This is a genomic window from Burkholderia sp. BCC1972 (genome assembly GCF_905339605.1).
GTDB lineage: Bacteria > Pseudomonadota > Gammaproteobacteria > Burkholderiales > Burkholderiaceae > Burkholderia.
Map to the genome: position 1 here is coordinate 38346 of NZ_CAJPGH010000029.1, position 22879 is coordinate 61224.

The window sequence follows — 22879 nt, forward strand, 5'->3', positions numbered from 1 at the left end:
GTACACGCCTCCTTCATTCAGGCGAGTCAGGGTTTCGCAGTCGTCCCGCCATCTCCGCCAAGATCGACCGCATACGCCAGCGCGAGCTTGCCGAATTTCAGTGCGTGGTTCGCCTGCCGGTCCGAGTTTTCCAGCGTGTCGTTCACCGTATGGATATACGGGCTGTCGTTCTGGTCGGCTTCGAACGGGAACGATGCCGGATAGCCCTGCGCATTCCACGATGCATGATCCGAGCACGCGTACCCGCACTGCGACGTACCGATCGCGAGTTCCGGCAGGTAGGTCTTCGCCAGGTTCGTCAGGTAGGTGTTCTGCGCCGCGTTCGTGTAGTCGGTGATCAGGTAGATATCCTTCGGATCGCCCTTGTAGTTCGTCATGTCGAGCTGCAGCACGCCGACCACGTTCGCGTTCTGCGTGCGGAACTGCTTCGCGATCGCCTTCGAGCCGAGCAGTCCGGCTTCCTCGGCCGCATACCCGACGAACTTGATCGTCCGCTTCGGCCGGTAGTTGTTCGCGAGCAGCACGCGCAGCGCCTCGGTGAGGCTCGCGATACCCGATGCGTCGTCGTCCGCGCCGGGCGAGCGCGTGTTCTCCGTCGTGCGGCCGACCGTCGAATCGAGGTGGCCGCCGAGCACGATGGTGCCCGCGGCCGGATTGCTGCCGCGAATCGTCAGGATCACGGATTTCTGCGGGAAGCCGGTATGCGCGAACTGCTCGACGGTGATGTCGGCGCGCGAGCCCGCCAGCTGTTTCCACTGCAGCGCGAGCCAGTCCGACGCGGCGACGCCGTGCGAGGTCGTGTAGTAACGATTCGTGAAGCCCGACAGCGACGTGATCGTGCCGACGATGTTGCTGGCCTGCAGCTGCTGGATCCAGGTGCCGATCTGCGGCGCGTTCGACAGCTTGTACGCGGGAGCGGCCTGCTTGGCCAGCGTGGCCGGCAACGGCTGCAGCGCCTGCCGCGCTTCGTCGAACGAGTCGTGCACGACATAGCCGGGCCCGTGGCCGCGCGTATGGTGGACGGCATGGGCGAGGTCGCCGAGCCGTGAATCGTCGATCTCGACGACGTGAACGGTTTCGCGGCGCGCGGCGCCGTCGGCCGTCTTTCCGGCGTCGACGGTCGTGCTGTACTGCGCGGTGGCGCTTGCATCGATGCGCTGAAGCTGGCGGAACGCGGTGTCGCCGAGCGTGATCCAGACGGGTGTCGCGTGCGCGGCGGCGGTCAGCAGCATGCCGCCCAGCGCGGCGCTCAGGCGGGTCAGTTTCAGAGTAGGCATGTTCGATCTCGTGAGGATGGCGATGTCGATGAAGGGAGCGCGCCGCAGGTCGTGCGCTGCGCTCCCGCCTGCTGCGGCATTACGACTTCTGCGGAACGGTCACGCCGTACGTGCAGCTCTTGTTGTATGCGTTGCCGATCGCCGTGAGTTGCGCGTTGCTGTAGCCGAGCGCGGACGCGGCCGTCAGCACGGCCTGCGCGGCAGCCTTCTGGTTGGTCGAGCTGTTGGTCATCGACAGCCCTTTCAGGAACGCCTTGTCCATCGCCTGCGCGCCGATCGCGTCGCGCGCGACGAGGTTGCACGACGCCCAGTACTGGCCGGCCGTATGGATCTCCGCGCCGCGCGCCTGTGCATAGGTGCGCCCGACGTTCCAGTTGGTCACGCGGCCGCCCCAGAACTCGTTGTGGCCGTCCCAGTTGTAGACCCAGTGGTACTGCGCATCCGACGGGCTCCACTGGTTGAAGTCGCGGCTGTACGCGGCGGCGAGATAGTCGCCGGTGCCTTCGGACAGCCCTTCCTGCTGCGACAGGCCGCCGTTCGTCACCCAGTCGTGGATGCCGTGGCCGAGCTCGTGGATCACGACGTCCGCATCCTCCGCGTCGTCGACACCGCCCTGGCCGAAGGTCAGCCGGCCGCTGCTCGACGAGTACGACGAGTTGTCGTCGCCCGATTCGCCGTGCGGGTCGTATTGCACGCCGCCCGTGTACTGGTAAGGCAGCGCCTTGATGCCGAGTGTCTGGTTCACGTAACGCAGGAACGTGTCGATGTGGTAGTACACGTTCACGGCCTCGAAATACAGGTTGCCGCGCGTGAACTCGAACGCGGGCGTCGACTGCGCGGGGCACGCGTTGTCGAGCGGCGCATCGAAATCGATGCACGCCGCGTACGGGCCCGTCAGCGTGTAGCGCGAGCCCGACTGCGCGAGCTCCTTCAGCGTCACGCGCACGCGCGCGGCCGTGAGCTGCGTCGAGTCGGCATCGTTGTTGTCCTTGTAGCCCGTGCTGCCGTAGCTGCTTTTCGTCGGCGAAAGCGGGTCGGGGCGGAACACGAAGCCGGTGCCGTCGGTCGCATAGAACGCCTTGTCCTCGGCGCGCAGCACTTCGCCGCTGCCGGAATCGATCAGCAATTCCCAGTCGCCCTTCGGGCCGTCCTGCGGGCGGCCGCGCACTTTCCACGCGGTATGCGTGCCGGTCTTGTCGACGAACGCGACGAGCTGCGCATCGAGGTTCGTGAAGCCGCTCGCGCCGAGATAGGCGCGGGCGCGGTCGAGCGCCTGCTGCTGGTCGACGGCCTGCGACTTGCGCGTCGTCGCGACCACGCCGTTGATCGTATTGCTCGCGACGTACAGGATGCGGCCGTCCTTCGCGACCGTCACCGCGATATCGCTGCCGTACACGGGCAGCCCGGCGGCCTGCTGCTGCAGGCGCACGACGGTGAAGTCGGCGTCGTTGCGCTCCGACGTGACGACGAGGCTCGCAAGCGCGGCTGCGTCGAGCCCGAGCTGCGTCGCCTGCGACGCGACGAAGTCGCGCGCGGTCGCGGCGGGCGTCGATGCGGCCTTCTTGACGCGATAGGCGGGGTTGTACAGCGTGACGGCGACGCCGTCCGCGCGGAACTGCCCGCCGGCCGTATCTGATTTCGCGGCTGGCGGCGCGACGCCGCGCGTCAGGCTTTCGCGCAGGCTCGCTGCCTGCGGATTCGAGACTTTGGTATCGGCCAGGCTGCCGCCGACGATGCCGAAACCGAGCGCGAGACCCAGGGCGAGCGGCAATGCTTTGCGTGATGTCTGCATACGTGATCCTCATCTCAACGGTTGGACACGCCCGCGCGTTCGTGGCGCGCAGGCACGACACGGCCCGCGCGCCGGTTCGATGGAACCGGTGCGGCGAAGCGGTGTTGGGGGTGTCGACTGACTAAGGAACCCTAAATGTCAGGTCGAAAAGAAACAGGCGGAAGAGGCGGCGGAGAAGCGAACGGCAGGCAGGTGCGGCGACGGCGAAGCGAGCATCGTCATGTCATACCCCTCGGATCGGATCGATATTGGTTGGCAGCCGGCGTGGCGCGACGCGTGCCGGGATGCGGCATGCGTGTCGTTAGGCTGCCTATCTAACTTTGTTTGATATGTTACAGAACATTTTCAACGACATTCCAAATTATTTTCGACGACCGCTTCGGTTCGCCGATCAATCGCCGGCATTGTGCAGCGAGCGGCGGGAAACGCTGCCGGAACGCGCAATACCGCGCTGGATTGTGATTAAAACGCGCGACGATCAGCGCGTCGCGCGCCGGTCGCTGCGCGGGCTGACGCCGAACCGCGCGCGATACGTTCGCGAGAAATGCGACGGCGATTCGAATCCGCACGCGACGCACACCGACGTGATGCTCATGTCGGTCTGCTGCAGCAGTTCGCGGGCGCGATCGAGGCGCAGGTTCAGGTAGAAGTGCGTCGGCGTGTCGTTCAGCGTCGCGCTGAACAGCCGTTCGAGCTGGCGCCGCGTGATCGACACATCCTGCGCGAGCGCGTCGGAGCCGAGCGGGTTCTCCATATGCTGCTGCATCGTGCCGATCACCTGGATCAGCTTGCGGTTGTGCACGCCGTAGCGTGCGGCGATCTCGAGCCGCTGGCTGTCCGAACGCTGCCTGATGCGGCTGACGACGAACTGCTCGGAGATGGCCGCCGCGAGGTCGGCGCCGTGCCGGCGGCCGATCAGGTCGAGCATCATGTCGATCGACGCGGTGCCGCCTGCGCACGTGATGCGCCGGTCGTCGATCTCGAACAGCTCCTGCGTCGCGTTCAGGCCCGGATAGCGTTCGCGGAACGCGGCCAGCGCTTCCCAGTGCAGCGTGAGCGGCTGCGATGCGTCGAACAGCCCGGCTTCCGCGAGCACGAAGCTGCCCGTGTCGATGCCGCCGAGCGTTGCGCCATGCCGGTGCTGGCGGCGCAGCCAGTCGGCGAGCGTGCGCGTGTAGCACACGAGCGGGTCGAAGCCCGCGACGACGAACACGGTGTCGACCTGGTCGACGTCCGCGCACGCGGCTTCGGCCGCGACCGGAATGCCGTTGCTCGCGGCGACGGGCGCGCCGTCGGCGCTGATCACGTGCCAGCGGTACAGCTCGGTGCGAAAGCGGTTCGCGACGCGCAGCGGTTCGACCGCCGACATGAAGCCGAGCGCGGAGAAGCCGGGCAGCAGCAGGAAATGGAAATCCTCGGGCATCGGGGCAGGGGATCGAATCCGGTGGTCGTCACGCGGCGCACGGGGCGGCGATGGGGCGGGCACAGGCCGCGCCGGTTCGCACGCGCCGAACGGTCAGCGGGAGATTATCGCGGGTTTTGCGCGTGTCAGCGCGTTTTCGCGCTGCGCACGGAACGGCGCGCGGTGGTCGACGGCAGTTCGCCGAATTGCGCCTTGTACGCGTTCGCGAAATGGCCGAGATGGATGAAGCCCCAGTGCGCGGCCGCATCGCTGATCGGCAGATCGGCCTGCCGCGTGTCGAGCAGCATGCGGCGCACCTGCGACAGGCGCAGCGAGCGCACGTAGTGCAACGGGCTCGTCTGCACGACCGACTGGAAGCTGTTCTGCATCGTGCGCCGGCTCACGCGCAACTGCGCGCACAGGCTCAGCACGTCGACCGGCGCTTCCGGGTGCTCGATCACGTAGTCGTGCACGCGGCGCACGATATCGGCGCGGCATGCGTGCGTGAGCCGGTTCGACGGCTCGGGCATCCGGCACGCGAGGAGATCGACGAGCACGTTGCCGACTTCGCCGCGCAGCTCGCGCTGCACGCGGGCGTCGCCGTACGTTTCGGGCGAAGACAGCACGCGTTCGAGCTGCGTCGCGATCTGCACGCTCGCGCGCATCAGCACGGCGGCCGGCATGTCGACGACGCCGCGCCGCAGCGTCGTTTCATCGAGCCGCACATCGGCTGCATCCTCGACCTGCTGCAGCAGCCCGGCATCGACGACGACGCCGATCAGCGACATGTCGTCGGGCGAGTGCAGTTCGAACGGTGCGCCGCCACGCGCCACCACCATCGTGCCGCGTTCGATGCGCGCGCCGCCGAACGCGAACGCACCGGCGCCGGTGAGCGGCATGCCGAACACCGTATGGCCGGGCGGCAGCCGGCCGCGCTGGATGATGCGCACGTTCGCGGCTTCCTGGAACAGCTGCAGGCCGTCGAGCACCGCGTGCTTGACCGCGCTGCGGTACGAGCCCGGACCGATCTGGTCGTAGCGCTGGTTCCAGCCGCGCAGCGCCTCGGCATGCCGGTCCGCGTCGTCGAACATCTCGTGAAGCACGAACACTGGGCCTCCGGGGGATCGAGCAGGACCGCGAAAGATTAAACCGACCGAGCGGTCGGCGCAATAAGGAGGAGCGCTATTCCGCGTGCATTCTCCAGAGGGTCGGAGGGCACGCGGCGACGAGGCTTTCGCGCGCATTTCCAATATCCCGAATCGGCACGCACGCGTTGCCGGTCCTGGTGCTGACCGGATTTATTGTCGAACTACAGTCGCCCCACATTACGTGAATCCCCAACTGGAGGCGACATGAGGACAAGGCGACGAACCGCGGCGCTCGCGGCGACGCTGGCGTTCGCGGCGGCGTGGGCCGGCAGCGCGAACGCGACGGAAAAGCCCGAGGAACTGGTCGTGCAGAAGATGCCGCCGTGGCATCCGCACGAGGTCTATGTCGTCGATATCTCGATGCCGTCGATGACCGACGGGCGCATCTATGTGTACGACGGCGACGCGAAGAAGCTGCTCGGCCAGATCGACGGCGGCTTCGGCCCCGGCCTCGCGATTTCGCCGGATCACAAGACGAGCTTCGTCGCGACGACCTACTTCTCGCGCGGCTCGCACGGCACGCGTACCGACGTCGTCGAGATGACCGACAACACGACGCTCGATCACACGGGCGAGATCGCGATTCCGGCGAAGCACGCACAGCATGTGCCGTCGCCGTACAACACCGCGTTCAGCGCCGACGGCAAGCGGCTGTATGTCGCGAACATCACGCCGGCCGCGTCGATGACGGTGATCGACGCGGTGTCGAAGAAGGTGCTGTCGGAGATCGACACGGCCGCCTGCGTGCTCGCGTATCCGTCGGGCAACGACCGCTTCACCGCGCTGTGCGAAAGCGGCAAGGCGCTGACCGTCACGCTCGACGCGAACGGCAAGGAGACGAAGCGCGCGATGTCGGACGCGTTCATCGACGTCGACAAGGATCCGGCGTTCGTGAACGCGTCGCGGTACCAGGGCGGCTACCTGTTCACGACCTACGGCGGCAACGTGCGTAGCGCCGACTTCAGCGGCGACAAGCCGTTGTTCGGCAAGCCGTGGTCGCTGCTGACGGACGCCGAACGCGCCGAAGGCTGGCGCCCGGGCGGCATGCAGCAGACGGCCGTGCAGGCGAAGCAGAACCGCTACTACGTGCTGATGCACAAGGGCACCGACGGCTCGCACAAGGATCCCGGCACGCAGGTGTGGGTGGTCGACCTGAAGACGAAGCAGCGCGTCGCGCGCTGGGATCTCGCGCAGCAGAAGATCGAGCCGCTCGTGTCGATCCAGGTCAGCGAGGACGACAAGCCGCTGTTCTACGGGCTGACGGCGGCGTCCGACCTCGTCGTGATGGATGCGCGCACCGGCAAGCTGCAGCACGTCGAGAAGCAGATCGGCAATACGTCGACGCTGCTCGTCAACCCGTGAGGCCGCGATGACGCTCGATCCCGTACTCGCCACCAGCGCGCAGGCCGGCGCGGCTGCCGTCGTGCTGCTCGGCGCCTTCGCGAAGATGCGCCGGCCCGCCGCGTTCCGGCAGGCGCTCGCCGGCTACCGGCTGCTGCCCGATGCGCTGACCGCGCCCGTCGCGTTCGCGCTTCCGCTCGCGGAAGCGCTCGGCGCCGCGGCGCTGCTGTTTCCCGATACGCGCACGGCCGGCGCGATCGGCCTGATCGCGCTGCTGCTGGCCTTCGCGGCCGGGCTCGCGATCAACCTGCTGCGCGGCCATACCGACATCGACTGCGGCTGCTCCGGCTTTACCACTGCACGCACGGATGCGCCGCGCGGCATCGGCTGGCTGCATGTCGGCCGCGTACTGCTGCTCGTCGCACTGGCCGCCACCGCGTTCGTCGAACCGGGCACGCGCGCCGTCGTGTGGTTCGACTACCTGACGCTGTTCTTCTCCGTGCTGCTGATCGTCTGCGCGCTGCTCACCGTCGACGTGCTGCTCGCCAACGTACCGCGCCTTTCCCACCTGAGGAATTCATGATGCAAACCGCTCTTACCGTTTCCACCGCCCTGCTGTGGGTGGCCGTCCTCGCGCTCGGCGCGATCGGCCTCGCGCTGGTGCGCCAGATCGGCATCCTGTACGAACGCATCATGCCGGCCGGCGCGCTGATGATCGACAAGGGGCCGGCGGTCGGTGCGATCGCGCCGACGTTCGAACTGACCGACATCCGCGGCTCGCAGGTGAAGGTCGGCGGCATCGACGCGTCGGGCAACGCGACGCTGCTGTTCTTCCTGTCGCCGACGTGCCCGGTCTGCAAGAAATTGCTGCCGCTGCTGCCGTCGCTGCAGGCAAGCGAATCGATGGCGGTGAACATCGTGCTCGCGAGCGACGGCGATTTCGACGAACACGCGCGCTTCGCGCAAAAACACGACCTCGCGCGCTTCCCGTACGTGCTGTCGCAGGAACTCGGCCTCGCGTACCAGATCGGCAAGCTGCCGTACGCGGTACTGCTCGACGAAACCGGCACCGTGCGCGCAAAGGGGCTCGTCAACACGCGCGAGCATCTCGAGAGCCTGTTCGAGGCGAAGGAGCGCGGCGTCGCTTCGCTGCAGCAGTTCGTGCACGGCGATCACAGCCACGACGCACACGCGCGGCACGCATGACCGGCCGATCCATTTACAACGTCATGGGAGAACAACGACATGGGCCTGTTTGATTCATGGTTCGAGCGGTCGGCGCGCGGCGTCGCGCAGCACAGTTCGCGGCGCAGCGCGATGGCGAAGCTCGGCAAGGTGCTGGTGGGATCGGCGCTGCTGCCGCTGCTGCCGGTCGACCGCACCGCATATGCGGCCGATGCGGCGTCGGGTGCGTCCGGCGCCACCGCCGGTGCGAGCGACGACCCGACGAGCTGCGACTACTGGAAATACTGCGCGATCGACGGCTGGCTCTGCAGCTGCTGCGGCGGCACGTCGAGCAGCTGCCCGCCCGGCACGACGCCGTCGCCGATCACGTGGATCGGCACCTGCCGCAATCCGCACGACGGTTCGGACTACATCGTGTCGTACAACGACTGCTGCGGCAAGACGTCGTGCGGCAAGTGCTTCTGCAACCGCAACGAGCGCGAGAAGCCGCTGTACAAGCTGTCGTTGAACAACGACATCAACTGGTGCATGGCGAACGGTAATTCGAATTACCACTGTTCGGTTTCGGTTCTGCTGGGAGCGGCAAAGCAATGAAAGTGAAGCAAGCAGGAAAGCGGGTCTTTGCATGCATGACGGCTGTCGCGGCCTTCACGTTGCCGCACGCGGCCGGCGCGCAGGACACCGTGCATTACCCGGCCGGGAAAGGCCTGTTCGACGCGCAGTGCGCGGTGTGCCACCAGGCGGGCGGGAAAGGGCAGGACGGCCTCGCGCCGCCGCTGACTGAGTATCCGGGCAAGTACGCGGCGGCCGAGGCCGGGCGGGCGCAACTGATCGCGACGCTGCTGCACGGGATGTTCGGCGAGATCGAGGTGCACGACAAGCACTACAACTTCAAGATGCCTTCGTTCGCGAGTGCGAGCGACGATGACATTGCACATGTGCTGAACTACGTCGTGTTCGACCTCAACGCGCAGCACGGCGACGCGAAGCCGTTCACCGCGGCCGATATCCGTGCGGCACGCGCGAAGCAGATGGACGGCACGGACGTGCATGCGCAGCGCGCGGTGGTGGTCAAGGGGCTCGGCCTGTGAACGGCGCTTGCGCGTCTCGTGCGAGCGCCTCCGCGCAGGGCACGCGGGGTGCGTTGTCGTCGCGGCACGGCGCTCTCTCGCGGCGCCTGTCGTCGTGGCTGCTGTTGGCAGGCGCTGCCGCCGTCGCGGTCGCATCGCCCGCGCATGCCGACGGCGCGGCCGATGCCGCGCTCGCGCGGCAGCACTGGGTGCTCAACTGCATGGGCTGCCATACGGCGACGGGCGGCGGCATTCCGGGCAAGGTGCCGCCGCTCGCGAATTCGCTCGGCTATTTCACGCATCTGCCGGCCGGGCGCGAGTACGTGATGCGCGTGCCCGGCGCGTCGAATTCGGCGTTGTCGGATCGCGAACTGGCCGACGTGCTGAACTGGGTGCTCACGACGATGAACCGTGATGCGCTGCCGCGCGATTTCACGCCGTATACGGCTGCCGAAATCGCCGCGCATCGGCGGCCCGCGTTTTCGGATGTCGCGACGATGCGTGCGGGGCTGGTGCGCGAACTGCACGAGCGCGGGATCGATGGTGTCGCCGACCGCTACTGATCCAGCACGTCGATGGGCCGGCGTAATGGATCGTGAGCGTTCCAACTGGCACCGCGCCGGTTCAGTGCGGTGGCGACAGCCGCTTGAAGCGGCCCCACAGCTTCTTCATCGCCTGATGATCGGCCGCGGCACGCGCGGCCAGAAAGCCGCGAGCAAAGCCCGCGCCCGGCGCGGCGTCGGGCGCTGTGCGAGGCAGCGACTTCAGGAGGTGATCCGCGACCACGACATCGTTACGCCAGCCCAGATCATCCTGAAGCGCGGTCAGCGCGCCGACATATGATCGGACGGCTTGCTTGCGGCACAGCGACGCGAAGAATTCCGTCGCGTACCGGACCTTCTTCGCCGCGATGCGGGCACGGTGACGACGATGATCGTCGAGATCGGCGAGCTTTTTGCCGCGCTTGATCAGTTTCCGGTGCCGGTGACGCAGAACGTCGTGAGCGAAAGGACTCGCGGGCTGCATGATCGCATCGCGCTGTTCGTCGGACATCCCGTCGCGCCAGCCCTTTCGGTTCAACCATGACGCCAGCTGCAACGCGAGACGCGTGTAGCGTACCGCCTGGATGGCGGTGGCCGCAAGCTGGCGATGGGTGACGGCAATGCGCTGGCAGGCGTCGCGGACCGCGCGGATCTCGTCCGCATTGCCGTTCGTGCCGGCACGCTCGAGCGTCGTTCCGGCAAGCACTTCCCAGTCACGCGCGGCGCCGAGCTCGCCGGCGATCCAGCGCAACTCGTCGTCAAGGCCGGGATACGCGGGAATCACCTTCTCGAACAGGTCGAGCGCCGAACGCAGCCGACGAAGCCCCACGCGCATCTGATGAACGCTCGACGGATCATGGCCCGATTCGACGCCGCGCTCATTCGCGTGGACCTGGTCCAGGCAGTTGCGCACGATCCGACAGAAGGCGTCTTCGACTGAATCGTGCTTCTTCAGTTGCACCGGTTTTGCCTTGACGGCCGGCTGGTGCTCGGCGACGAGCAGTTCGTAGCCGAGATCGGCCTTGCTCTCGTGATCGATGCGCAATGGCACGGTGTCGAGCAACTCCAGTGCGATGCCGTACAGGTTTTCAGGGCGGCCTCGCTTCAGCTCCAGTTCGACTCCGGCGATCGGGACCGAATTCGAATCCGCGTCGACCGTCCCCTTGTCGAGCGCAACCTCGACCTCATCGCCGGACGGCAGGCGCAGCGGTAAAACCGTCCGCTTGATCCGCGTGACGAACACGGGGTGGAGATCGGGTGCCGTGGCATCGTCGCGAACCAGGCGGCCGCAGTCGCTGTCGTCGGGGAGTTTGTCCCGCAGCAGTCTCAGATCGGGGACGTCGCCGTCGACCGGCATCTCGAATTCGTCCCGATCGAAGAGGCCGGCCTGCGGCGACCCTTCCAGTTTCAATGTCTGGATCCTGTCGTTGCCGACCGCACGTACGCGCAGCGAAGCCGCACATTTGTGAAATTCAAGCGCGGAAGTGTCGAAGTACGTGCTCGTCAGCTGTTGACGCGCGTGGGTACCGCCGGACTTCGCAAGTAGCGGTGCGTGGCGCACCTTGTCGAGATCCTTGACGGAAACCCGCAGCTTCAGCTCTCGTTCCATACCGCCTCCGATGTGTCGCTGACTATCAGACTACACCCTATCTGCGGGCGTCTTCCCAGTCGTGCCACTCGATCTGATGCGTTTCCACATAACGGTTTACCGCTTCGCCGATCGTCGGGAAGAGGTAGCTGTCGCCGAACATGCCGTACATGCCGTAGTGCTTGAGGCTGTCCTTGACGGGGCCCTTCAGCTCCGCGAAGACCAGCTTGACCTGTCGCGCCGCCAGTTCGCCGTGCAGCCGTTCGAGCACATCGGCGGCGGTCAGATCGATATTGGTCACGGGCTCCGCCGCGATGACGATCCAGCGCGCCGGCTCGGGCGACTCGTCGACGGCGCGCAGCACGCGCTCACGAAAGATTTCCCCATTGGCGAAAAAGAGCGGCGCATCCCAGCGCAGCAGCACGAGCCCGGGTACGCGCCGTGCTTCCGGGTGGCGCGACACGTCGTGATAGCCCTTCATGCCGTCGACTCGCCCGAGCACGGCGTCGTAAGGTCGCCACGCACGCCATAGAAACGACAGTACGGTGAGCAGCAGCGCCAGTGCAATGCCGTTCACGACACCAAGGACTGCAACGCCGACGAAGCACACCACCGCCTGGACGAATTCGCTTTTGCGCAGACGATAAAGCCGCGTGACGCCCCGCACCTCGACCATGTTCAGGCATGCTGCAATCACGACGGCAGCCAGCGCGGATTGCGGCGTATGCGCAAGCGCGCGTGGCGCGAACAGGAGCAGCGCGGCGACGACGGCGGCGGCCACCACACCGGTCGCCTGGGTCTTTGCGCCCGCCGCCTCCGCGACGGGCGTGCGGGATCCGCTCGCGCTCACTGCGAACCCCTGCACCAGACCGGCGGCAATGTTCGACAGCCCGAGCGCGACGCATTCGTGATTCCGGTCCACGCGGGTGTCGTTGCGCAGTTCGTAGGTCCGTGACAGCACGCTGATATCCGTGAACGAAACGAGCGCGATCGCTGCTGCGCTACCAGCGAGATGCAGCCAGTCGCCGAGGGCGACACGGGGGATGCGCGGCACGGGCAGGCCTTGCGCGATCGCGCCGACGGTTGCGACGCCCGCGCGCCGGGACAGATCGAAGCACATCACCGCGACCGTCGCGCCCGCCACGGCGAGCAGCACGCCTGGCGCCTTGGGCCAGAGCCGTTTGCAGGCGAGTATCAGCACGAGCGCAGCGACGCCGAGCGCGAACGATGTTGCGTTCACCTTCGATGCCGAGATGCCTTCCACCACGTCGCGCACCTGCTCGACGAACGATTCGCCCTTGCCTTCGTAACCAAGCAGCCTTGGCAACTGTCCGATGCCGATCGTCAGCATGATGCCGTTCAGAAAACCGTACCGGATGGGCAGCGACAGAAGCTCGGTGACGAATCCGAGCCTGAGCGCCCCGACCGCGATACAGATCGCGCCCGTGAGTATCGCGAGCGCCCCGGCAAGCGCCAGCGCGTGAGTGGCGTCGCCGCGAGCAAGCGGCATGATGCTTGCGGCGATCAGCGCGACCAGCGCGGAGTCGGGTCCGAGGACGAGGATGCGGCTTGGGCCAAAGAGCGCATACGCAAGCATCGCGGCAAACGATGCATAGAGCCCGTTGACGGCGGGCAGGCCCGCCGCCTGCGCGTATGCCATGCCGGCAGGCACGAGAACGGCACTGAGCGTGACGCCGGCAAGCAGATCGTGAGGCAGCCACGGCAATTGATAGCCACGCGCCACGGTGAGTCCGTTGATCCACTGCAGCGGACCACCGGCGGGCTTGCGGGCCGGTGGTGCCGTGTGCTGGCGGGGACGGCTTTTCCTGTTCATCGGAGGGTGTCGAGGAACCCGGGTGGAATCGTGGGCGGAATCGACCTGATCACGACCACGGATATGTCGCGCTGCCTGAATCCGAATCTTGCCATCATCAGGCCCGCTCGAACACCGTCTTCGAAGCACGCCTGGTCGGCCTCCCGCAACGCCGCATCCGGACAAGCCAATCCCCGTCAAAGCCCACGGAAAACCCCTGTCACGCCTGACACAGCCCGTACGTAGTGGTTTCCACTCATAGTCGCAAATAGTCAAGAACAGGTCGCCGGCGGTCTTCTCGCGGCGAATATGGCTCGTTACTTTTACTCCCACGATGCAGGCCGGCGCACACTCCGCGCACCGGCTGCCGCGAGACCAACCGGGAGGAACCGAACCATGAAGTCGACGAAGATCGCCGCGCTTGCCGCGGCCGTGCTGGCGACCGGCGCGTTCACGAACGCGGCGCTGGCCGAGACCGATGCCGCGACCTGCCGTACCGTGCGTTTCGCGGATATCGGCTGGACCGACATCACGTCGACCACGGCGCTCGCGTCGACCGTGTTCGAGGCGCTCGGCTACAAGCCGACCACGACGATCGCGTCGGTGCCGATCTCGTTCGCCGGTCTCAAGAGCAAGCAGCTCGACGTGTCGCTCGGCTACTGGTGGCCGGTGCAGCAGAAGCAACTCCAGCCGTTCCTCGACAGCAAGTCGATCAACGTCGTCGAGCCGCCGAACCTGTCCGGTGCGAAGGCGACGCTCGCGGTGCCGAGCTATGAATACCAGGCAGGCCTGAAGACCTTCGAGGACATCGCGAAGCACCGCGCTGAACTCGACGGCAAGATCTACGGGATCGAGCCGGGCAGCAGCGCGAACGCGACGATCCAGAAGATGATCGACACGAACCAGTACGGGCTCGGCGGCTTCAAGCTCGTCGAATCGAGCGAGGCCGGGATGCTGGTGACGGTCGAGCGCGCGGTCCGCGAGAAGAAGTGGGTTGTTTTCCTCGGGTGGGAACCGCATCCGATGAACATCCAGCTCAGCATGAACTACCTGTCCGGCGGCGACGCGTCGTTCGGGCCGAACTACGGCGAGGCGCGCGTGTACACGCTCACCGCGCCCGACTTCATTTCGCGGTGCCCGAACGCGGGCAAGCTCGTCACGAACCTGCGCTTCTCGACGCAGCTCGAGAATCAGCTGATGCAGTCGGTGATGAACAAGACGAAGCCGGCCGAGGCCGCGAAGGCCTACCTGAAGAAGAATCCGCAGGTGCTCGATCCGTGGCTCGCGGGCGTCAAGACGTTCGACGGCAAGGACGGCCTGCCTGCCGTGAAGGCGTATCTCGGCCTGTGACGGCCGGCGCCCGCGCCACCCCAGCAATGCGACACAACCCGAATCAAGCGAGGCACCCAGCATGAACCATGAAGTCATCATCACCTGCGCCGTCACCGGCGCGGGCGACACGGTCGGCAAGCATCCGGCGATTCCCGTCACGCCGAAGGAAATCGCGGCAGCCGCGATCGAGGCCGCGAAGGCCGGTGCGACGGTGGCGCATTGCCACGTGCGCGATCCGCAGACGGGCCGCGGCAGCCGCGACCCGAACCTGTACCGCGAAGTGGTCGACCGCATCCGCTCGGCCGACGTCGACGTGATCATCAACCTGACGGCCGGCATGGGCGGCGATCTCGAGATCGGCCCGGGCGAGGATCCGATGCGCTTCGGCAAGGGCACCGACCTGGTCGGCGGCCTCACACGTCTCGCGCACGTCGAGGACCTGCTGCCCGAGATCTGCACGCTCGACTGCGGCACGCTGAATTTCGGCGACGGCGACTACATCTACGTGTCGACGCCCGCGCAGCTGCGCGCCGGCGCGAAACGCATCCAGGAACTCGGCGTGAAGCCGGAACTGGAGATCTTCGATACGGGCCATCTGTGGTTCGCGAAGCAACTGCTGAAGGAAGGACTGCTCGACAATCCGCCGCTGTTCCAGCTGTGCCTCGGCATTCCGTGGGGCGCACCGGCCGATACGGGCACGATGAAGGCGATGGTCGACAACCTGCCGCCGGGTGCGCACTGGGCCGGCTTCGGGATCGGCCGCATGCAGATGCCGATGGTCGCGCAGGCGATGCTGCTCGGCGGCCACGTGCGCGTCGGTCTCGAAGACAACATCTGGCTCGATCGCGGCGTGCATGCGACCAACGGCACGCTCGTCGAGCGCGCCCGCGAGATCGTCGAACGGCTCGGCGGCCGCGTGCTGACGCCGGCCGAAGGCCGCCGCAAGCTCGGCCTGCCGGCGCGCGGCGAGCGTCTGCTCGAACGTCGCGCGATCGCCGAATTCGCGTGAGTTCCCGCGCCGACTGACATGACGCGGCAGCACGCATCCAGGCGTGGCCGCCCACCGATTTCCCCTGATTTGAAGGATGCGTTGACATGGCTGTGAAGACCGACATCAAGACGTTCGCCGCCATCGGCACCGGCGTGATCGGCAGCGGGTGGATTTCCCGTGCGCTCGCGCACGGTCTCGACGTGGTCGTGTGGGACCCGGCGCCGGGCGCGGAAGAGCGGCTGCGCGCGAACGTCGCGAACGCATGGCCCGCGCTCGAGCGCGTCGGCCTCGCGCCGGGCGCCGATCCCGCGCGGCTGCGCTTCGTCTCGACGATCGAGGCGTGCGTCGCCGATGCCGATTTCATCCAGGAAAGTGCGCCCGAGCGCGAGGCGCTGAAGCTCGAACTGCACGAACAGATCAGCCGCGCGGCGAAGCCCGACGCGATCATCGCGTCGTCGACGTCGGGGCTGCTGCCGACCGATTTCTACGCGCGGGCGACGCATCCCGAGCGCTGCGTGGTCGGCCACCCGTTCAACCCCGTCTACCTGCTGCCGCTCGTCGAGGTGCTCGGCGGGGCGCGCACGTCGCCGGAAGCGGTCGAAGGCGCGATGGAGATCTATCGCAAGCTCGGCATGCGGCCGCTGCACGTGCGCAAGGAGGTGCCGGGCTTCATCGCCGATCGCCTGCTCGAAGCGCTGTGGCGCGAGGCGCTGCACCTGGTCAACGAAGGCGTCGCGACGACCGGCGAGATCGACGATGCGATCCGCTTCGGCGCGGGCATCCGCTGGTCGTTCATGGGCACGTTCCTGACCTACACGCTGGCCGGCGGCGACGCGGGCATGCGACACTTCATGCAGCAGTTCGGCCCGGCGCTCGAACTGCCGTGGACGAAGCTGGTCGCGCCGACGTTGACCGACGCGCTGATCGACAGCGTCGTCGAAGGCACGACCGAACAGCAGGGCACGCGCAGCATCAAGGAACTCGAACGCTATCGCGACGAGTGCATCACCGAGGTGCTGAAGTCGATCGCCGCGGTGAAGGCGCGGCACGGGATGCGATTCGAGGACTAGACGATGACGGGCGATACCCCGCTGACGATTTACCGCGACGTGGTGCGGCCCGAATGGGTCGATTACAACGGCCACCTGCGCGATGCGTTCTACCTGCTGATCTTCAGCTTCGCGACCGATGCGTTGCTCGATCGCATCGGGCTCGACGACACCGCACGTCGCGAGCGGGGGCGCTCGGTCTACACGCTCGAAGCGCACGTGAACTACCTGCACGAGATCAAGGAGGGCACGCAGGTGCGCGTCGATGCGCGTGTGCTCGCGCACGACGCAAAGCGGCTGCACCTGTATCTCGAACTGTTCGCGCAAGGGCATGACGACGCGGTATCGGCGAGCGAGCAGATGCTGCTGCACGTCGATACGCGCGACGGCGCGAAATCGGCGCCGTTCGACGAGGACGTGGCTGCACGCGTGGCCGAGCTGCACGCGTTGCAGCGCGATTGCGCGGCGCCTGCCTATGCGGGCCGCGTGATCGGGCTGCCGCCGCGCCGCTAGCGGCGCTCGTCATCTTTCAACTCTCGACTGCGGAGCGCGCACGATGCTCGAGCCGGAAATCGAGGCGTTCGTCGCCGCCGTCGACGCGTGGTACCCGGCCGATGCGGCGGCGCGCTCGCCCGGCGAGCAGCGCCGCCTCTACGACCGCTTCGCGGCCGAATGGACGCCGGCCGCGCTGCCGCCCGGCATCGTGCAGCAGGACGCCGTGTGGCATGCGCCGGACGGGCGCGCGATCGCACTGCGGCGCTATGCGTCCGCACATGGCTCATCGCGCGGCACGGTGCTGTTTTTTCATGGCGGCGGTTTCGTCGTCGGCTCGCTCGACAGCCATGCGCTGATCACCGCGCAACTCGCGGCCGACACGGGGCTCGACGTGATCGCCGTCGACTATCGCCTTGCGCCCGAACACCGCGCGCCGGCCGCACTCGAAGATTGCCTGGAAGTCACACGCGCCGCACGCGACGCACGCTGGCCGTTCGGGCCGTGCGTGCATCCATTGACGCTCGCGGGCGACAGCGCGGGCGGGATGATCGCGGCGGCCGTGGCCACCGCGCTGCGCGATGCGGACGAACGCAACGTCGACGGCGTCGCGCTCGTCTATCCGATGCTCGGCTTCGAACCGCAATCGCCCGCGCGCGAGACGGAAGCGCACGCGCCGATGCTGACGCTCGACGACGTGCGTCGCTATCGTGAACTGTACTGGGATGGTGATTTGTCCGCCGTGCTGCGGGCAGATAACCCGCTGTTGCGCGCGTCGGTGCCGCTCGAGGCGGCGCGTTTCGACGGCCTGCCGCCGGTGCTCGCGATCGGCGCGGAACACGATCCGCTGCGCGACGACGCGCGCGTGTACGTCGAACGGATTCGCGCGGCCGGCGGGCTCGCGCACGGCTGGATGGGAGAAGGACTGGTGCACGGCTGCTGGCGCGCGCTCGGGACGAGCCCGCAGGCCGCACGCATGCACCGGATGGTCGGCGGGTTTTTGCTCGCACCACACGCGTAGCGGGCGTTTCCGGGAGGCAACGATGCAGGCAGCAGCGCAACACCGTATCGAGGACTGGCGGACGTTTTCGGCCGACGCGGCCATCGCGGCGGCGACGATCGGCGATGGGGCGGTGGACGTCGAGTGGAGCGACACGCGACGATCACCGTTCCATTTCGACTGGCTGCGCGACAACTGCGCGTGTTCGGCATGCGTGCATGCGGTCACGCGCGAGCAGGTGTTCGAGATTGCCGATGCGCGCGCCGATCTGTCGGCGCTCACCGTGCATGTCGAAACCGACGGTGCGCTGCATGTCGAGTGGAACGACGGCCATCGCAGCGCGTGGTCGCCGGGCTGGTTGCGTGCGCATGCATACGACGACGCGTCGCGCGCCGAGCGTCTGGCCGCGCACGGGCGGCATGTATGGACCGGCGACGATGCGACGGCGATCGGCGTATTCGCGTGGCGCGACGTGATGGAGGACGACGGCGCGCTGCTCGCGTGGCTCGCCGCGCTGCAGCGCACGGGGCTGACGCTCGTCGAAGGCGTGCCGGCCGAGCGCGGACGCGTCGACGAGATCGCGCGCCGCATCGGCCTGATCCGCGAAAGCAATTTCGGTGTGCTGTTCGATGTCGAATCGAAACCGCGTCCGGACAGCAATGCGTATACGTCGCTGAACCTGCCGCCGCATACCGACCTGCCGACACGCGAGTTGCAGCCGGGCGTGCAGTTCCTGCATTGCCTGGCCAACGAAGCGACGGGCGGCGACAGCATCTTTCTCGACGGCTTTGCGCTGGCCGACGCGCTGCGGCGCGAGCATCCGGCCGATTTCGAGCAATTGGCGTCGACGCCGTTCGAGTTCTGGAACAAGAGTGCGCACAGCGACTACCGCTGTTCGGCGCCGGTGATCGGGCTCGATGCGCGCGGCAACGTGACGGAGGTGCGCGTCGCGAACTTCCTGCGCGGGCCGCTCGATGCGCCGGCCGGCTCGGTCGCGGCCGTCTATCGCGCGTACCGGCGGTTTCTCGCGCTCGCACGCGAGCCGCGTTTCCGTGTGCAGCGCCGGTTGCGGGCGGGCGACATGTGGGCGTTCGACAACCGGCGCGTACTGCATGCGCGTACCGAGTTCGATCCGTCGACGGGCCGACGCCACCTGCAGGGCTGTTACGTCGATCGCGACGAGTTGCTGTCGCGCTGGCGCGTGCTGTCGCGATCGGTGCCTGCCGCAGCCGCGGCGCGCTGATCGGCAGCGCATACGGCTTCGTCACGCCTGCCCCGCCGCGAAAAAGCACCCGGACGCCAGGCGTCCGGGCGAAGCCACCCGCTGCCGGGCGGCGGAGGTATGCGTTTCATGAAACAAGACGAGCCCCGCGAAGGGGCTCGTCCGGACTGCCGTACTTCATCGCGCGACGCGCGGCGCCCGCCGGGGGCGCATCGGCTTACTGGCCGAAGAAGATCGAGTCGCGTGCGTTCGTCGATGCGGCTGCCGGGGCGCCCGAGTGGACGAGCGGAGCCGGCTGTGCGCCGTAGCCGCTGGTGTCGGCACCATGAATACGCGCTTCGGCGCTCTGGATGTCGTTCGGGTAGTACGGGCTCGACACGCCCGGCTTGTAGCCGGCTTGTTCGAGCTGAACCAGTTCGCCGCGCACTTGTGCGCGGGTCACGGTGCTTTGCGCGAATGCGCCGAACGAAGCGGACAGGGCGACAGCGGCAACGACTGCGGAAACGAGCGATTTCATGGTGACCTCCGGGTGTTTTATTGAGTTCGCTCTCGACACCATGTCTTGAGCGATTGATCAAATCTTAGTCACCAGAGGATTCAGGGTAAACGCCGATTTTGACGATAAATTGTTTCCTGTGTGGTAACAGTGGCGCGCTGGATCAGTCTTTCAACGGGCTTTCTTTTCAGTCCGCGCAATAAGTATGAAGAATATTGCGAATGGCGGCATGGGGTTCAGCGCGCTTCGGCTGTCGTGTCGAACGGCCGGCCCGCCGCGCGTCCGGCCGGCGCACCCGAACTGAGGAAGCGCACACCCGTCGCGGCTTCCGACGCCTCCCACAGCAGCGCCGCCGCGGCTACGTCGCGTGCCGGGCGCGGCACGCTCGCGGGCGCCGGCAGCCCGCGCGACTCGAACCAGCCGGACGGCCCGATGTACGCGCCACCCGCGAGATCGGGTGACGTTGCCGCATGAATCGCGGGCAGCGCACCCTGGTCGGCCGGCTGCGCGAGATAACGGTTCGCCGCACGCATCAGCGCGGCGCGCGCGGGCGAACTGTCCATCGCCGGGCCCGCGAACTGCAGGTTGGTCGCCGCATAGCCGGGGTGCGCGGCCACGCTGATTCCCGCGAACGCCGCGCGCTCGAAACGGCGCTGCAGCTCGATCGCGAACACGAGGTTCGCGAGCTTGCTGTCGCAATAGGCGAGATAACGGTTGTAGCGGTGTTCGGCACGCAGGTCGTCGACGCGAATCCGGCCGCCGCGATTGAAGCCGCTCGACATCGTCACGACGCGTGCGCGCCGTGCCGCACGCAACGCGGGCAGCAGATGGCCGGTCAGCGCGAAATGGCCGAGGTGGTTGGTGCCGAACTGCATCTCGAAGCCGTCGCGCGCGTGCCGCAGCGGCAGGAACATCACGCCGGCGTTGTTGCAGAGGATGTCGACGCGGCCGTGGCGTTCGGAGATATCGCCCGCGAAACGGGCGATCGACGCGAGATCGGCGAGGTCGAGCGGATCGACTTCGACGCGTGCATCGGGATGAAGCTGGCGAATCGCGTCGGCCGCCTGCGCGGCGCGCGCCGCGTCGCGGCAGCCCATCACGACCGTCGCGCCTTTCGCGGCCAGCGTTTCCGCGAGCTGCCAGCCGAGACCGCTGTTGGCGCCGGTTACGACCGCGACCTTGCCGCCCTGCGCCGGGACGTGGCGCGCACTCCATGCATGCATGTCTGTCTCCATCGGCACGGCCGATCGGCCGCGGCACGTAATCGTTACATTGAGTGGTGTAACGATAGTGCGGGCGGACGTGACAGACAAGCGGGGGAATTAGACCGGCGCTTCTAGGACGTGCTCGCGGCGTGACGCAGCAAGCTTCCGCGCGCGGTCGGCAGGTTTTACCTGCTTCCGGCCAGTGCGAGTACCTCGGCGGCGGAGATCATCGCGGCCGCATTCGCAGGTGCCGGGCGTTCGGCCGGTCGGAATACTTCGTCGCCGCGATGGATGACCTGGCGCGACAGCGCGCAGGTGCCGGTACGCTGCGCGAAGCGGCGGCGCCAGCGCTGTTCACCGTAGTGACAGCGACCGGGCTCGACCCAGCGGACGACGAGCAGCGTATCGGAACGTTCGAGAATTTCGACGTGGACGTCGGCGGGATCGAGCGCAGGCAGGGATTTGGAGGCCTTCATTTTGCCGTTTCCTAAAGCTCGTGCGGTTTCGGCCGTGGCAGTGGATGTCACTACCCGATGGCGAATCCGTAGCGGTTTCCATGAGTGGTGCGCTAAATGTAAGCGTCTGTGACCGGAAAAAACATCCTGTCTGGCTCAAATTACCTTTTGCCGATTTAGAAACAATCCACGCTTATTTTCTTGGAAACCACGGACAAAAACGCCCCGGACGGGGAAGTCCGGGGCGGAAAATCGGCCCGCGCACCGTGTCTGCTCGCCCAGTCACGGCGTCCATCGCCGGGGGACGGAGTGCCCGCAGGAACGAAAGCGGGCGGGGAGGCGATGGTTGAAAAGCGCGGTCCGGCAACACCATGATGGCGCGCCGATCCCGTTGAGACCCTGACGCGAACATGACTTTTTTGTCAGTTTGGTGGGGCCGCAGCGGCGGACAAGTACGACGAACCGGCTGAGGGACGCGCCGATATTGGGTTTGTACGAAACCCGGACGCGACTTTCCGGCCCTGTCCTGCACGGATTTTTCTTCATCCGCCCGATTTTCCCGCTCGGGTAAATACTGAATCCCGATTTCGTGACAAACGCGCGATCCCTTCCTATGATTGGTTGGACCTTTAGTCCTTTGTGCCAATCGGCCGACGGGTGGCCGCTTTTTCGGGAGAGTCGCTCATGAGATTGCAGGGCAAACGCGCGCTGGTGACGGCGGCCGGGCAGGGCATCGGCCGTGCGACCGCGCTGCGGTTCGCGAGCGAGGGCGCCGACGTGCTGGCGACCGACATCAACGAAGCCGCGCTCGTGCGGCTCGAGGCCGACGCCGAACGCGCGGGCGGCCGGCTGGCCACGCGGCGGCTCGACGTCACCGATGCGAGCGACATCGCGGCGCTCGCCGCGGGCGAACGCGCGTTCGACGTGCTGTTCAACTGCGCGGGCTACGTGCATCACGGCTCGATCCTCGACTGCGACGACGCCGCATGGGCGTTTTCGATGAACCTGAACGTCACGTCGATGTACCGGCTGATCCGCGCGCTGCTGCCCGCGATGCTCGAAGCCGGCGGCGCATCGATCGTCAACATGGCGTCGGCCGCGTCGAGCGTGAAGGGCGTGCCGAACCGCTTCGTCTATGGCACCACCAAGGCGGCCGTGATCGGGTTGACCAAGGCGGTGGCCGCCGATTTCGTCGAGCGCGGCATCCGCTGCAACGCGATCTGCCCGGGCACGATCGAGTCGCCGTCGCTGGAGCAGCGGATCGCGGACCAGGCGCGCACGCGCCACGTGTCGGCCGACGAGGTGCGCCAGGCGTTCGTTGCGCGCCAGCCGATCGGCCGCATCGGCAGCGCGGATGAAGTGGCCGCGCTCGCGCTGTACCTGGCATCCGACGAAGCGTCGTTCACGACCGGCACGATCCACCTGATCGACGGCGGCTGGTCAAACTGACCGTGCCGAACCGACTGACCTCCCCCATTC

The 22879-nt window shown here is 67.0% G+C and carries 22 protein-coding genes; 13 read left to right on the plus strand and 9 right to left on the minus strand.

The annotated features are described in order from the left end of the window. Nucleotides 1-26: 26 nt before the first annotated feature. From U5798_RS30770 to U5798_RS30785, 4 genes are all read right to left on the minus strand, one after another. Nucleotides 27-1277 (minus strand): M20/M25/M40 family metallo-hydrolase, encoded by a 1251-nt coding sequence (locus U5798_RS30770; protein ID WP_322084177.1) that lies wholly within the window; start codon nt 1275-1277, stop codon nt 27-29. A 79-nt stretch (nt 1278-1356) separates the two neighbouring features. Continuing rightward, nucleotides 1357-3069, minus strand: coding sequence for a M36 family metallopeptidase (locus tag U5798_RS30775; protein WP_322084178.1), 1713 nt, complete (start codon nt 3067-3069; stop codon nt 1357-1359). 478 nt (nt 3070-3547) lie between these two features. Then, the gene (locus U5798_RS30780) at nt 3548-4492 is read right to left on the minus strand and encodes a GlxA family transcriptional regulator (protein ID WP_322084179.1); all 945 of its coding nucleotides are present in this window, start codon (nt 4490-4492) and stop codon (nt 3548-3550) included. Nucleotides 4493-4617: 125 nt separating this feature from the next. After that, a complete protein-coding gene (locus U5798_RS30785) occupies nt 4618-5580 on the minus strand; it encodes a helix-turn-helix domain-containing protein (RefSeq protein ID WP_322084180.1) in 963 nt (320 codons plus the stop codon). Between the two features lie 243 nt (nt 5581-5823). Here U5798_RS30785 and U5798_RS30790 point away from each other — a divergent pair, with 243 nt between their 5' ends. From U5798_RS30790 to U5798_RS30815, 6 genes are read left to right on the plus strand one after another with little or no spacing between them, the layout of a single operon-like run. After that, nucleotides 5824-6981, plus strand: coding sequence for an amine dehydrogenase large subunit (locus tag U5798_RS30790; RefSeq protein WP_322084181.1), 1158 nt, complete (start codon nt 5824-5826; stop codon nt 6979-6981). A 7-nt stretch (nt 6982-6988) separates the two neighbouring features. Next, nucleotides 6989-7543, plus strand: a complete 555-nt coding sequence (locus U5798_RS30795) for a MauE/DoxX family redox-associated membrane protein (RefSeq protein ID WP_322084182.1) — start codon at nt 6989-6991, stop codon at nt 7541-7543. After that, nucleotides 7540-8166: a methylamine dehydrogenase accessory protein MauD gene (gene mauD / locus U5798_RS30800; RefSeq protein WP_322084183.1), complete on the plus strand. Its 627-nt coding sequence runs from the start codon at nt 7540-7542 to the stop codon at nt 8164-8166. The genes U5798_RS30795 and mauD overlap by 4 nt, the downstream gene beginning before the upstream one ends. A 39-nt stretch (nt 8167-8205) precedes the next feature. Beyond that, on the plus strand, nt 8206-8739 hold the full coding sequence (locus tag U5798_RS30805; RefSeq protein WP_124455214.1) for a methylamine dehydrogenase light chain: 534 nt from the start codon (nt 8206-8208) through the stop codon (nt 8737-8739). Beyond that, the gene (locus U5798_RS30810; protein WP_322084184.1) at nt 8736-9236 is read left to right on the plus strand and encodes a cytochrome c; all 501 of its coding nucleotides are present in this window, start codon (nt 8736-8738) and stop codon (nt 9234-9236) included. Before U5798_RS30805 ends, U5798_RS30810 begins: the two co-directional genes overlap by 4 nt. Nucleotides 9237-9289: 53 nt before the next feature. Further along, a complete protein-coding gene (locus tag U5798_RS30815; protein ID WP_124455212.1) occupies nt 9290-9778 on the plus strand; it encodes a c-type cytochrome in 489 nt (162 codons plus the stop codon). A gap of 61 nt (nt 9779-9839) precedes the next feature. On the opposite strand, the gene U5798_RS30820 is transcribed toward U5798_RS30815, so the two are convergent. Together U5798_RS30820 and U5798_RS30825 are read right to left on the minus strand one after the other, a co-directional pair. Next, nucleotides 9840-11366, minus strand: coding sequence for a CHAD domain-containing protein (locus U5798_RS30820; protein WP_322084185.1), 1527 nt, complete (start codon nt 11364-11366; stop codon nt 9840-9842). 37 nt (nt 11367-11403) lie between these two features. Then, on the minus strand, nt 11404-13179 hold the full coding sequence (locus U5798_RS30825; protein WP_322084186.1) for a SulP family inorganic anion transporter: 1776 nt from the start codon (nt 13177-13179) through the stop codon (nt 11404-11406). Nucleotides 13180-13554: 375 nt separating this feature from the next. Between U5798_RS30825 and U5798_RS30830 the strand changes: the two genes are divergently transcribed. The 6 genes from U5798_RS30830 (at nt 13555) to U5798_RS30855 (ending at nt 19265) form a co-directional block, all read left to right on the plus strand. Continuing rightward, a complete protein-coding gene (locus U5798_RS30830) occupies nt 13555-14508 on the plus strand; it encodes a choline ABC transporter substrate-binding protein (RefSeq protein ID WP_124455209.1) in 954 nt (317 codons plus the stop codon). A gap of 61 nt (nt 14509-14569) precedes the next feature. Next, the gene (locus tag U5798_RS30835) at nt 14570-15499 is read left to right on the plus strand and encodes a 3-keto-5-aminohexanoate cleavage protein (RefSeq protein ID WP_124455208.1); all 930 of its coding nucleotides are present in this window, start codon (nt 14570-14572) and stop codon (nt 15497-15499) included. Nucleotides 15500-15585: 86 nt separating this feature from the next. Beyond that, a complete protein-coding gene (locus tag U5798_RS30840; RefSeq protein WP_011354221.1) occupies nt 15586-16551 on the plus strand; it encodes an L-carnitine dehydrogenase in 966 nt (321 codons plus the stop codon). A 3-nt stretch (nt 16552-16554) separates the two neighbouring features. Beyond that, nucleotides 16555-17043, plus strand: coding sequence for a thioesterase family protein (locus tag U5798_RS30845; protein ID WP_322084187.1), 489 nt, complete (start codon nt 16555-16557; stop codon nt 17041-17043). A gap of 43 nt (nt 17044-17086) precedes the next feature. After that, nucleotides 17087-18043 carry an alpha/beta hydrolase gene (locus U5798_RS30850; protein ID WP_322084188.1) on the plus strand — a complete coding sequence of 319 codons (957 nt, stop codon included), beginning with the start codon at nt 17087-17089 and terminating at the stop codon, nt 18041-18043. Between the two features lie 22 nt (nt 18044-18065). Next, nucleotides 18066-19265 (plus strand): TauD/TfdA family dioxygenase, encoded by a 1200-nt coding sequence (locus tag U5798_RS30855; protein WP_124455205.1) that lies wholly within the window; start codon nt 18066-18068, stop codon nt 19263-19265. Nucleotides 19266-19461: 196 nt separating this feature from the next. On the opposite strand, the gene U5798_RS30860 is transcribed toward U5798_RS30855, so the two are convergent. The 3 genes from U5798_RS30860 to U5798_RS30870 form a co-directional block, all read right to left on the minus strand. Next, nucleotides 19462-19761 carry a DUF4148 domain-containing protein gene (locus tag U5798_RS30860; RefSeq protein WP_124455204.1) on the minus strand — a complete coding sequence of 100 codons (300 nt, stop codon included), beginning with the start codon at nt 19759-19761 and terminating at the stop codon, nt 19462-19464. Between the two features lie 215 nt (nt 19762-19976). Then, a complete protein-coding gene (locus U5798_RS30865) occupies nt 19977-20963 on the minus strand; it encodes an oxidoreductase (RefSeq protein ID WP_322084189.1) in 987 nt (328 codons plus the stop codon). 167 nt (nt 20964-21130) lie between these two features. Then, the gene (locus U5798_RS30870; RefSeq protein ID WP_006484717.1) at nt 21131-21421 is read right to left on the minus strand and encodes a DUF3331 domain-containing protein; all 291 of its coding nucleotides are present in this window, start codon (nt 21419-21421) and stop codon (nt 21131-21133) included. Nucleotides 21422-22084: 663 nt separating this feature from the next. On the opposite strand from U5798_RS30870, the gene U5798_RS30875 reads away from it, so the two are divergent. Then, nucleotides 22085-22849 (plus strand): SDR family oxidoreductase, encoded by a 765-nt coding sequence (locus U5798_RS30875; RefSeq protein ID WP_124455202.1) that lies wholly within the window; start codon nt 22085-22087, stop codon nt 22847-22849. Nucleotides 22850-22879 lie beyond the last annotated feature (30 nt).

Excerpts from the sequence above, each read along its gene's own strand:
- U5798_RS30770 (WP_322084177.1), bottom strand. The coding sequence starts at position 1,277 with ATGCCTACTCTGAAACTGACCCGCCTGAGCGCCGCGCTGGGCGGCATG.
- U5798_RS30775 (WP_322084178.1), bottom strand. The coding sequence starts at position 3,069 with ATGCAGACATCACGCAAAGCATTGCCGCTCGCCCTGGGTCTCGCGCTC.
- U5798_RS30780 (WP_322084179.1), bottom strand. The coding sequence starts at position 4,492 with ATGCCCGAGGATTTCCATTTCCTGCTGCTGCCCGGCTTCTCCGCGCTC.
- U5798_RS30790 (WP_322084181.1), top strand. The coding sequence starts at position 5,824 with ATGAGGACAAGGCGACGAACCGCGGCGCTCGCGGCGACGCTGGCGTTC.
- U5798_RS30795 (WP_322084182.1), top strand. The coding sequence starts at position 6,989 with ATGACGCTCGATCCCGTACTCGCCACCAGCGCGCAGGCCGGCGCGGCT.
- mauD (WP_322084183.1), top strand. The coding sequence starts at position 7,540 with ATGATGCAAACCGCTCTTACCGTTTCCACCGCCCTGCTGTGGGTGGCC.
- U5798_RS30805 (WP_124455214.1), top strand. The coding sequence starts at position 8,206 with ATGGGCCTGTTTGATTCATGGTTCGAGCGGTCGGCGCGCGGCGTCGCG.
- U5798_RS30810 (WP_322084184.1), top strand. The coding sequence starts at position 8,736 with ATGAAAGTGAAGCAAGCAGGAAAGCGGGTCTTTGCATGCATGACGGCT.
- U5798_RS30820 (WP_322084185.1), bottom strand. The coding sequence starts at position 11,366 with ATGGAACGAGAGCTGAAGCTGCGGGTTTCCGTCAAGGATCTCGACAAG.
- U5798_RS30825 (WP_322084186.1), bottom strand. The coding sequence starts at position 13,179 with ATGAACAGGAAAAGCCGTCCCCGCCAGCACACGGCACCACCGGCCCGC.
- U5798_RS30830 (WP_124455209.1), top strand. The coding sequence starts at position 13,555 with ATGAAGTCGACGAAGATCGCCGCGCTTGCCGCGGCCGTGCTGGCGACC.
- U5798_RS30835 (WP_124455208.1), top strand. The coding sequence starts at position 14,570 with ATGAACCATGAAGTCATCATCACCTGCGCCGTCACCGGCGCGGGCGAC.
- U5798_RS30840 (WP_011354221.1), top strand. The coding sequence starts at position 15,586 with ATGGCTGTGAAGACCGACATCAAGACGTTCGCCGCCATCGGCACCGGC.
- U5798_RS30845 (WP_322084187.1), top strand. The coding sequence starts at position 16,555 with ATGACGGGCGATACCCCGCTGACGATTTACCGCGACGTGGTGCGGCCC.
- U5798_RS30850 (WP_322084188.1), top strand. The coding sequence starts at position 17,087 with ATGCTCGAGCCGGAAATCGAGGCGTTCGTCGCCGCCGTCGACGCGTGG.
- U5798_RS30855 (WP_124455205.1), top strand. The coding sequence starts at position 18,066 with ATGCAGGCAGCAGCGCAACACCGTATCGAGGACTGGCGGACGTTTTCG.
- U5798_RS30860 (WP_124455204.1), bottom strand. The coding sequence starts at position 19,761 with ATGAAATCGCTCGTTTCCGCAGTCGTTGCCGCTGTCGCCCTGTCCGCT.
- U5798_RS30865 (WP_322084189.1), bottom strand. The coding sequence starts at position 20,963 with ATGCATGCATGGAGTGCGCGCCACGTCCCGGCGCAGGGCGGCAAGGTC.
- U5798_RS30870 (WP_006484717.1), bottom strand. The coding sequence starts at position 21,421 with ATGAAGGCCTCCAAATCCCTGCCTGCGCTCGATCCCGCCGACGTCCAC.
- U5798_RS30875 (WP_124455202.1), top strand. The coding sequence starts at position 22,085 with ATGAGATTGCAGGGCAAACGCGCGCTGGTGACGGCGGCCGGGCAGGGC.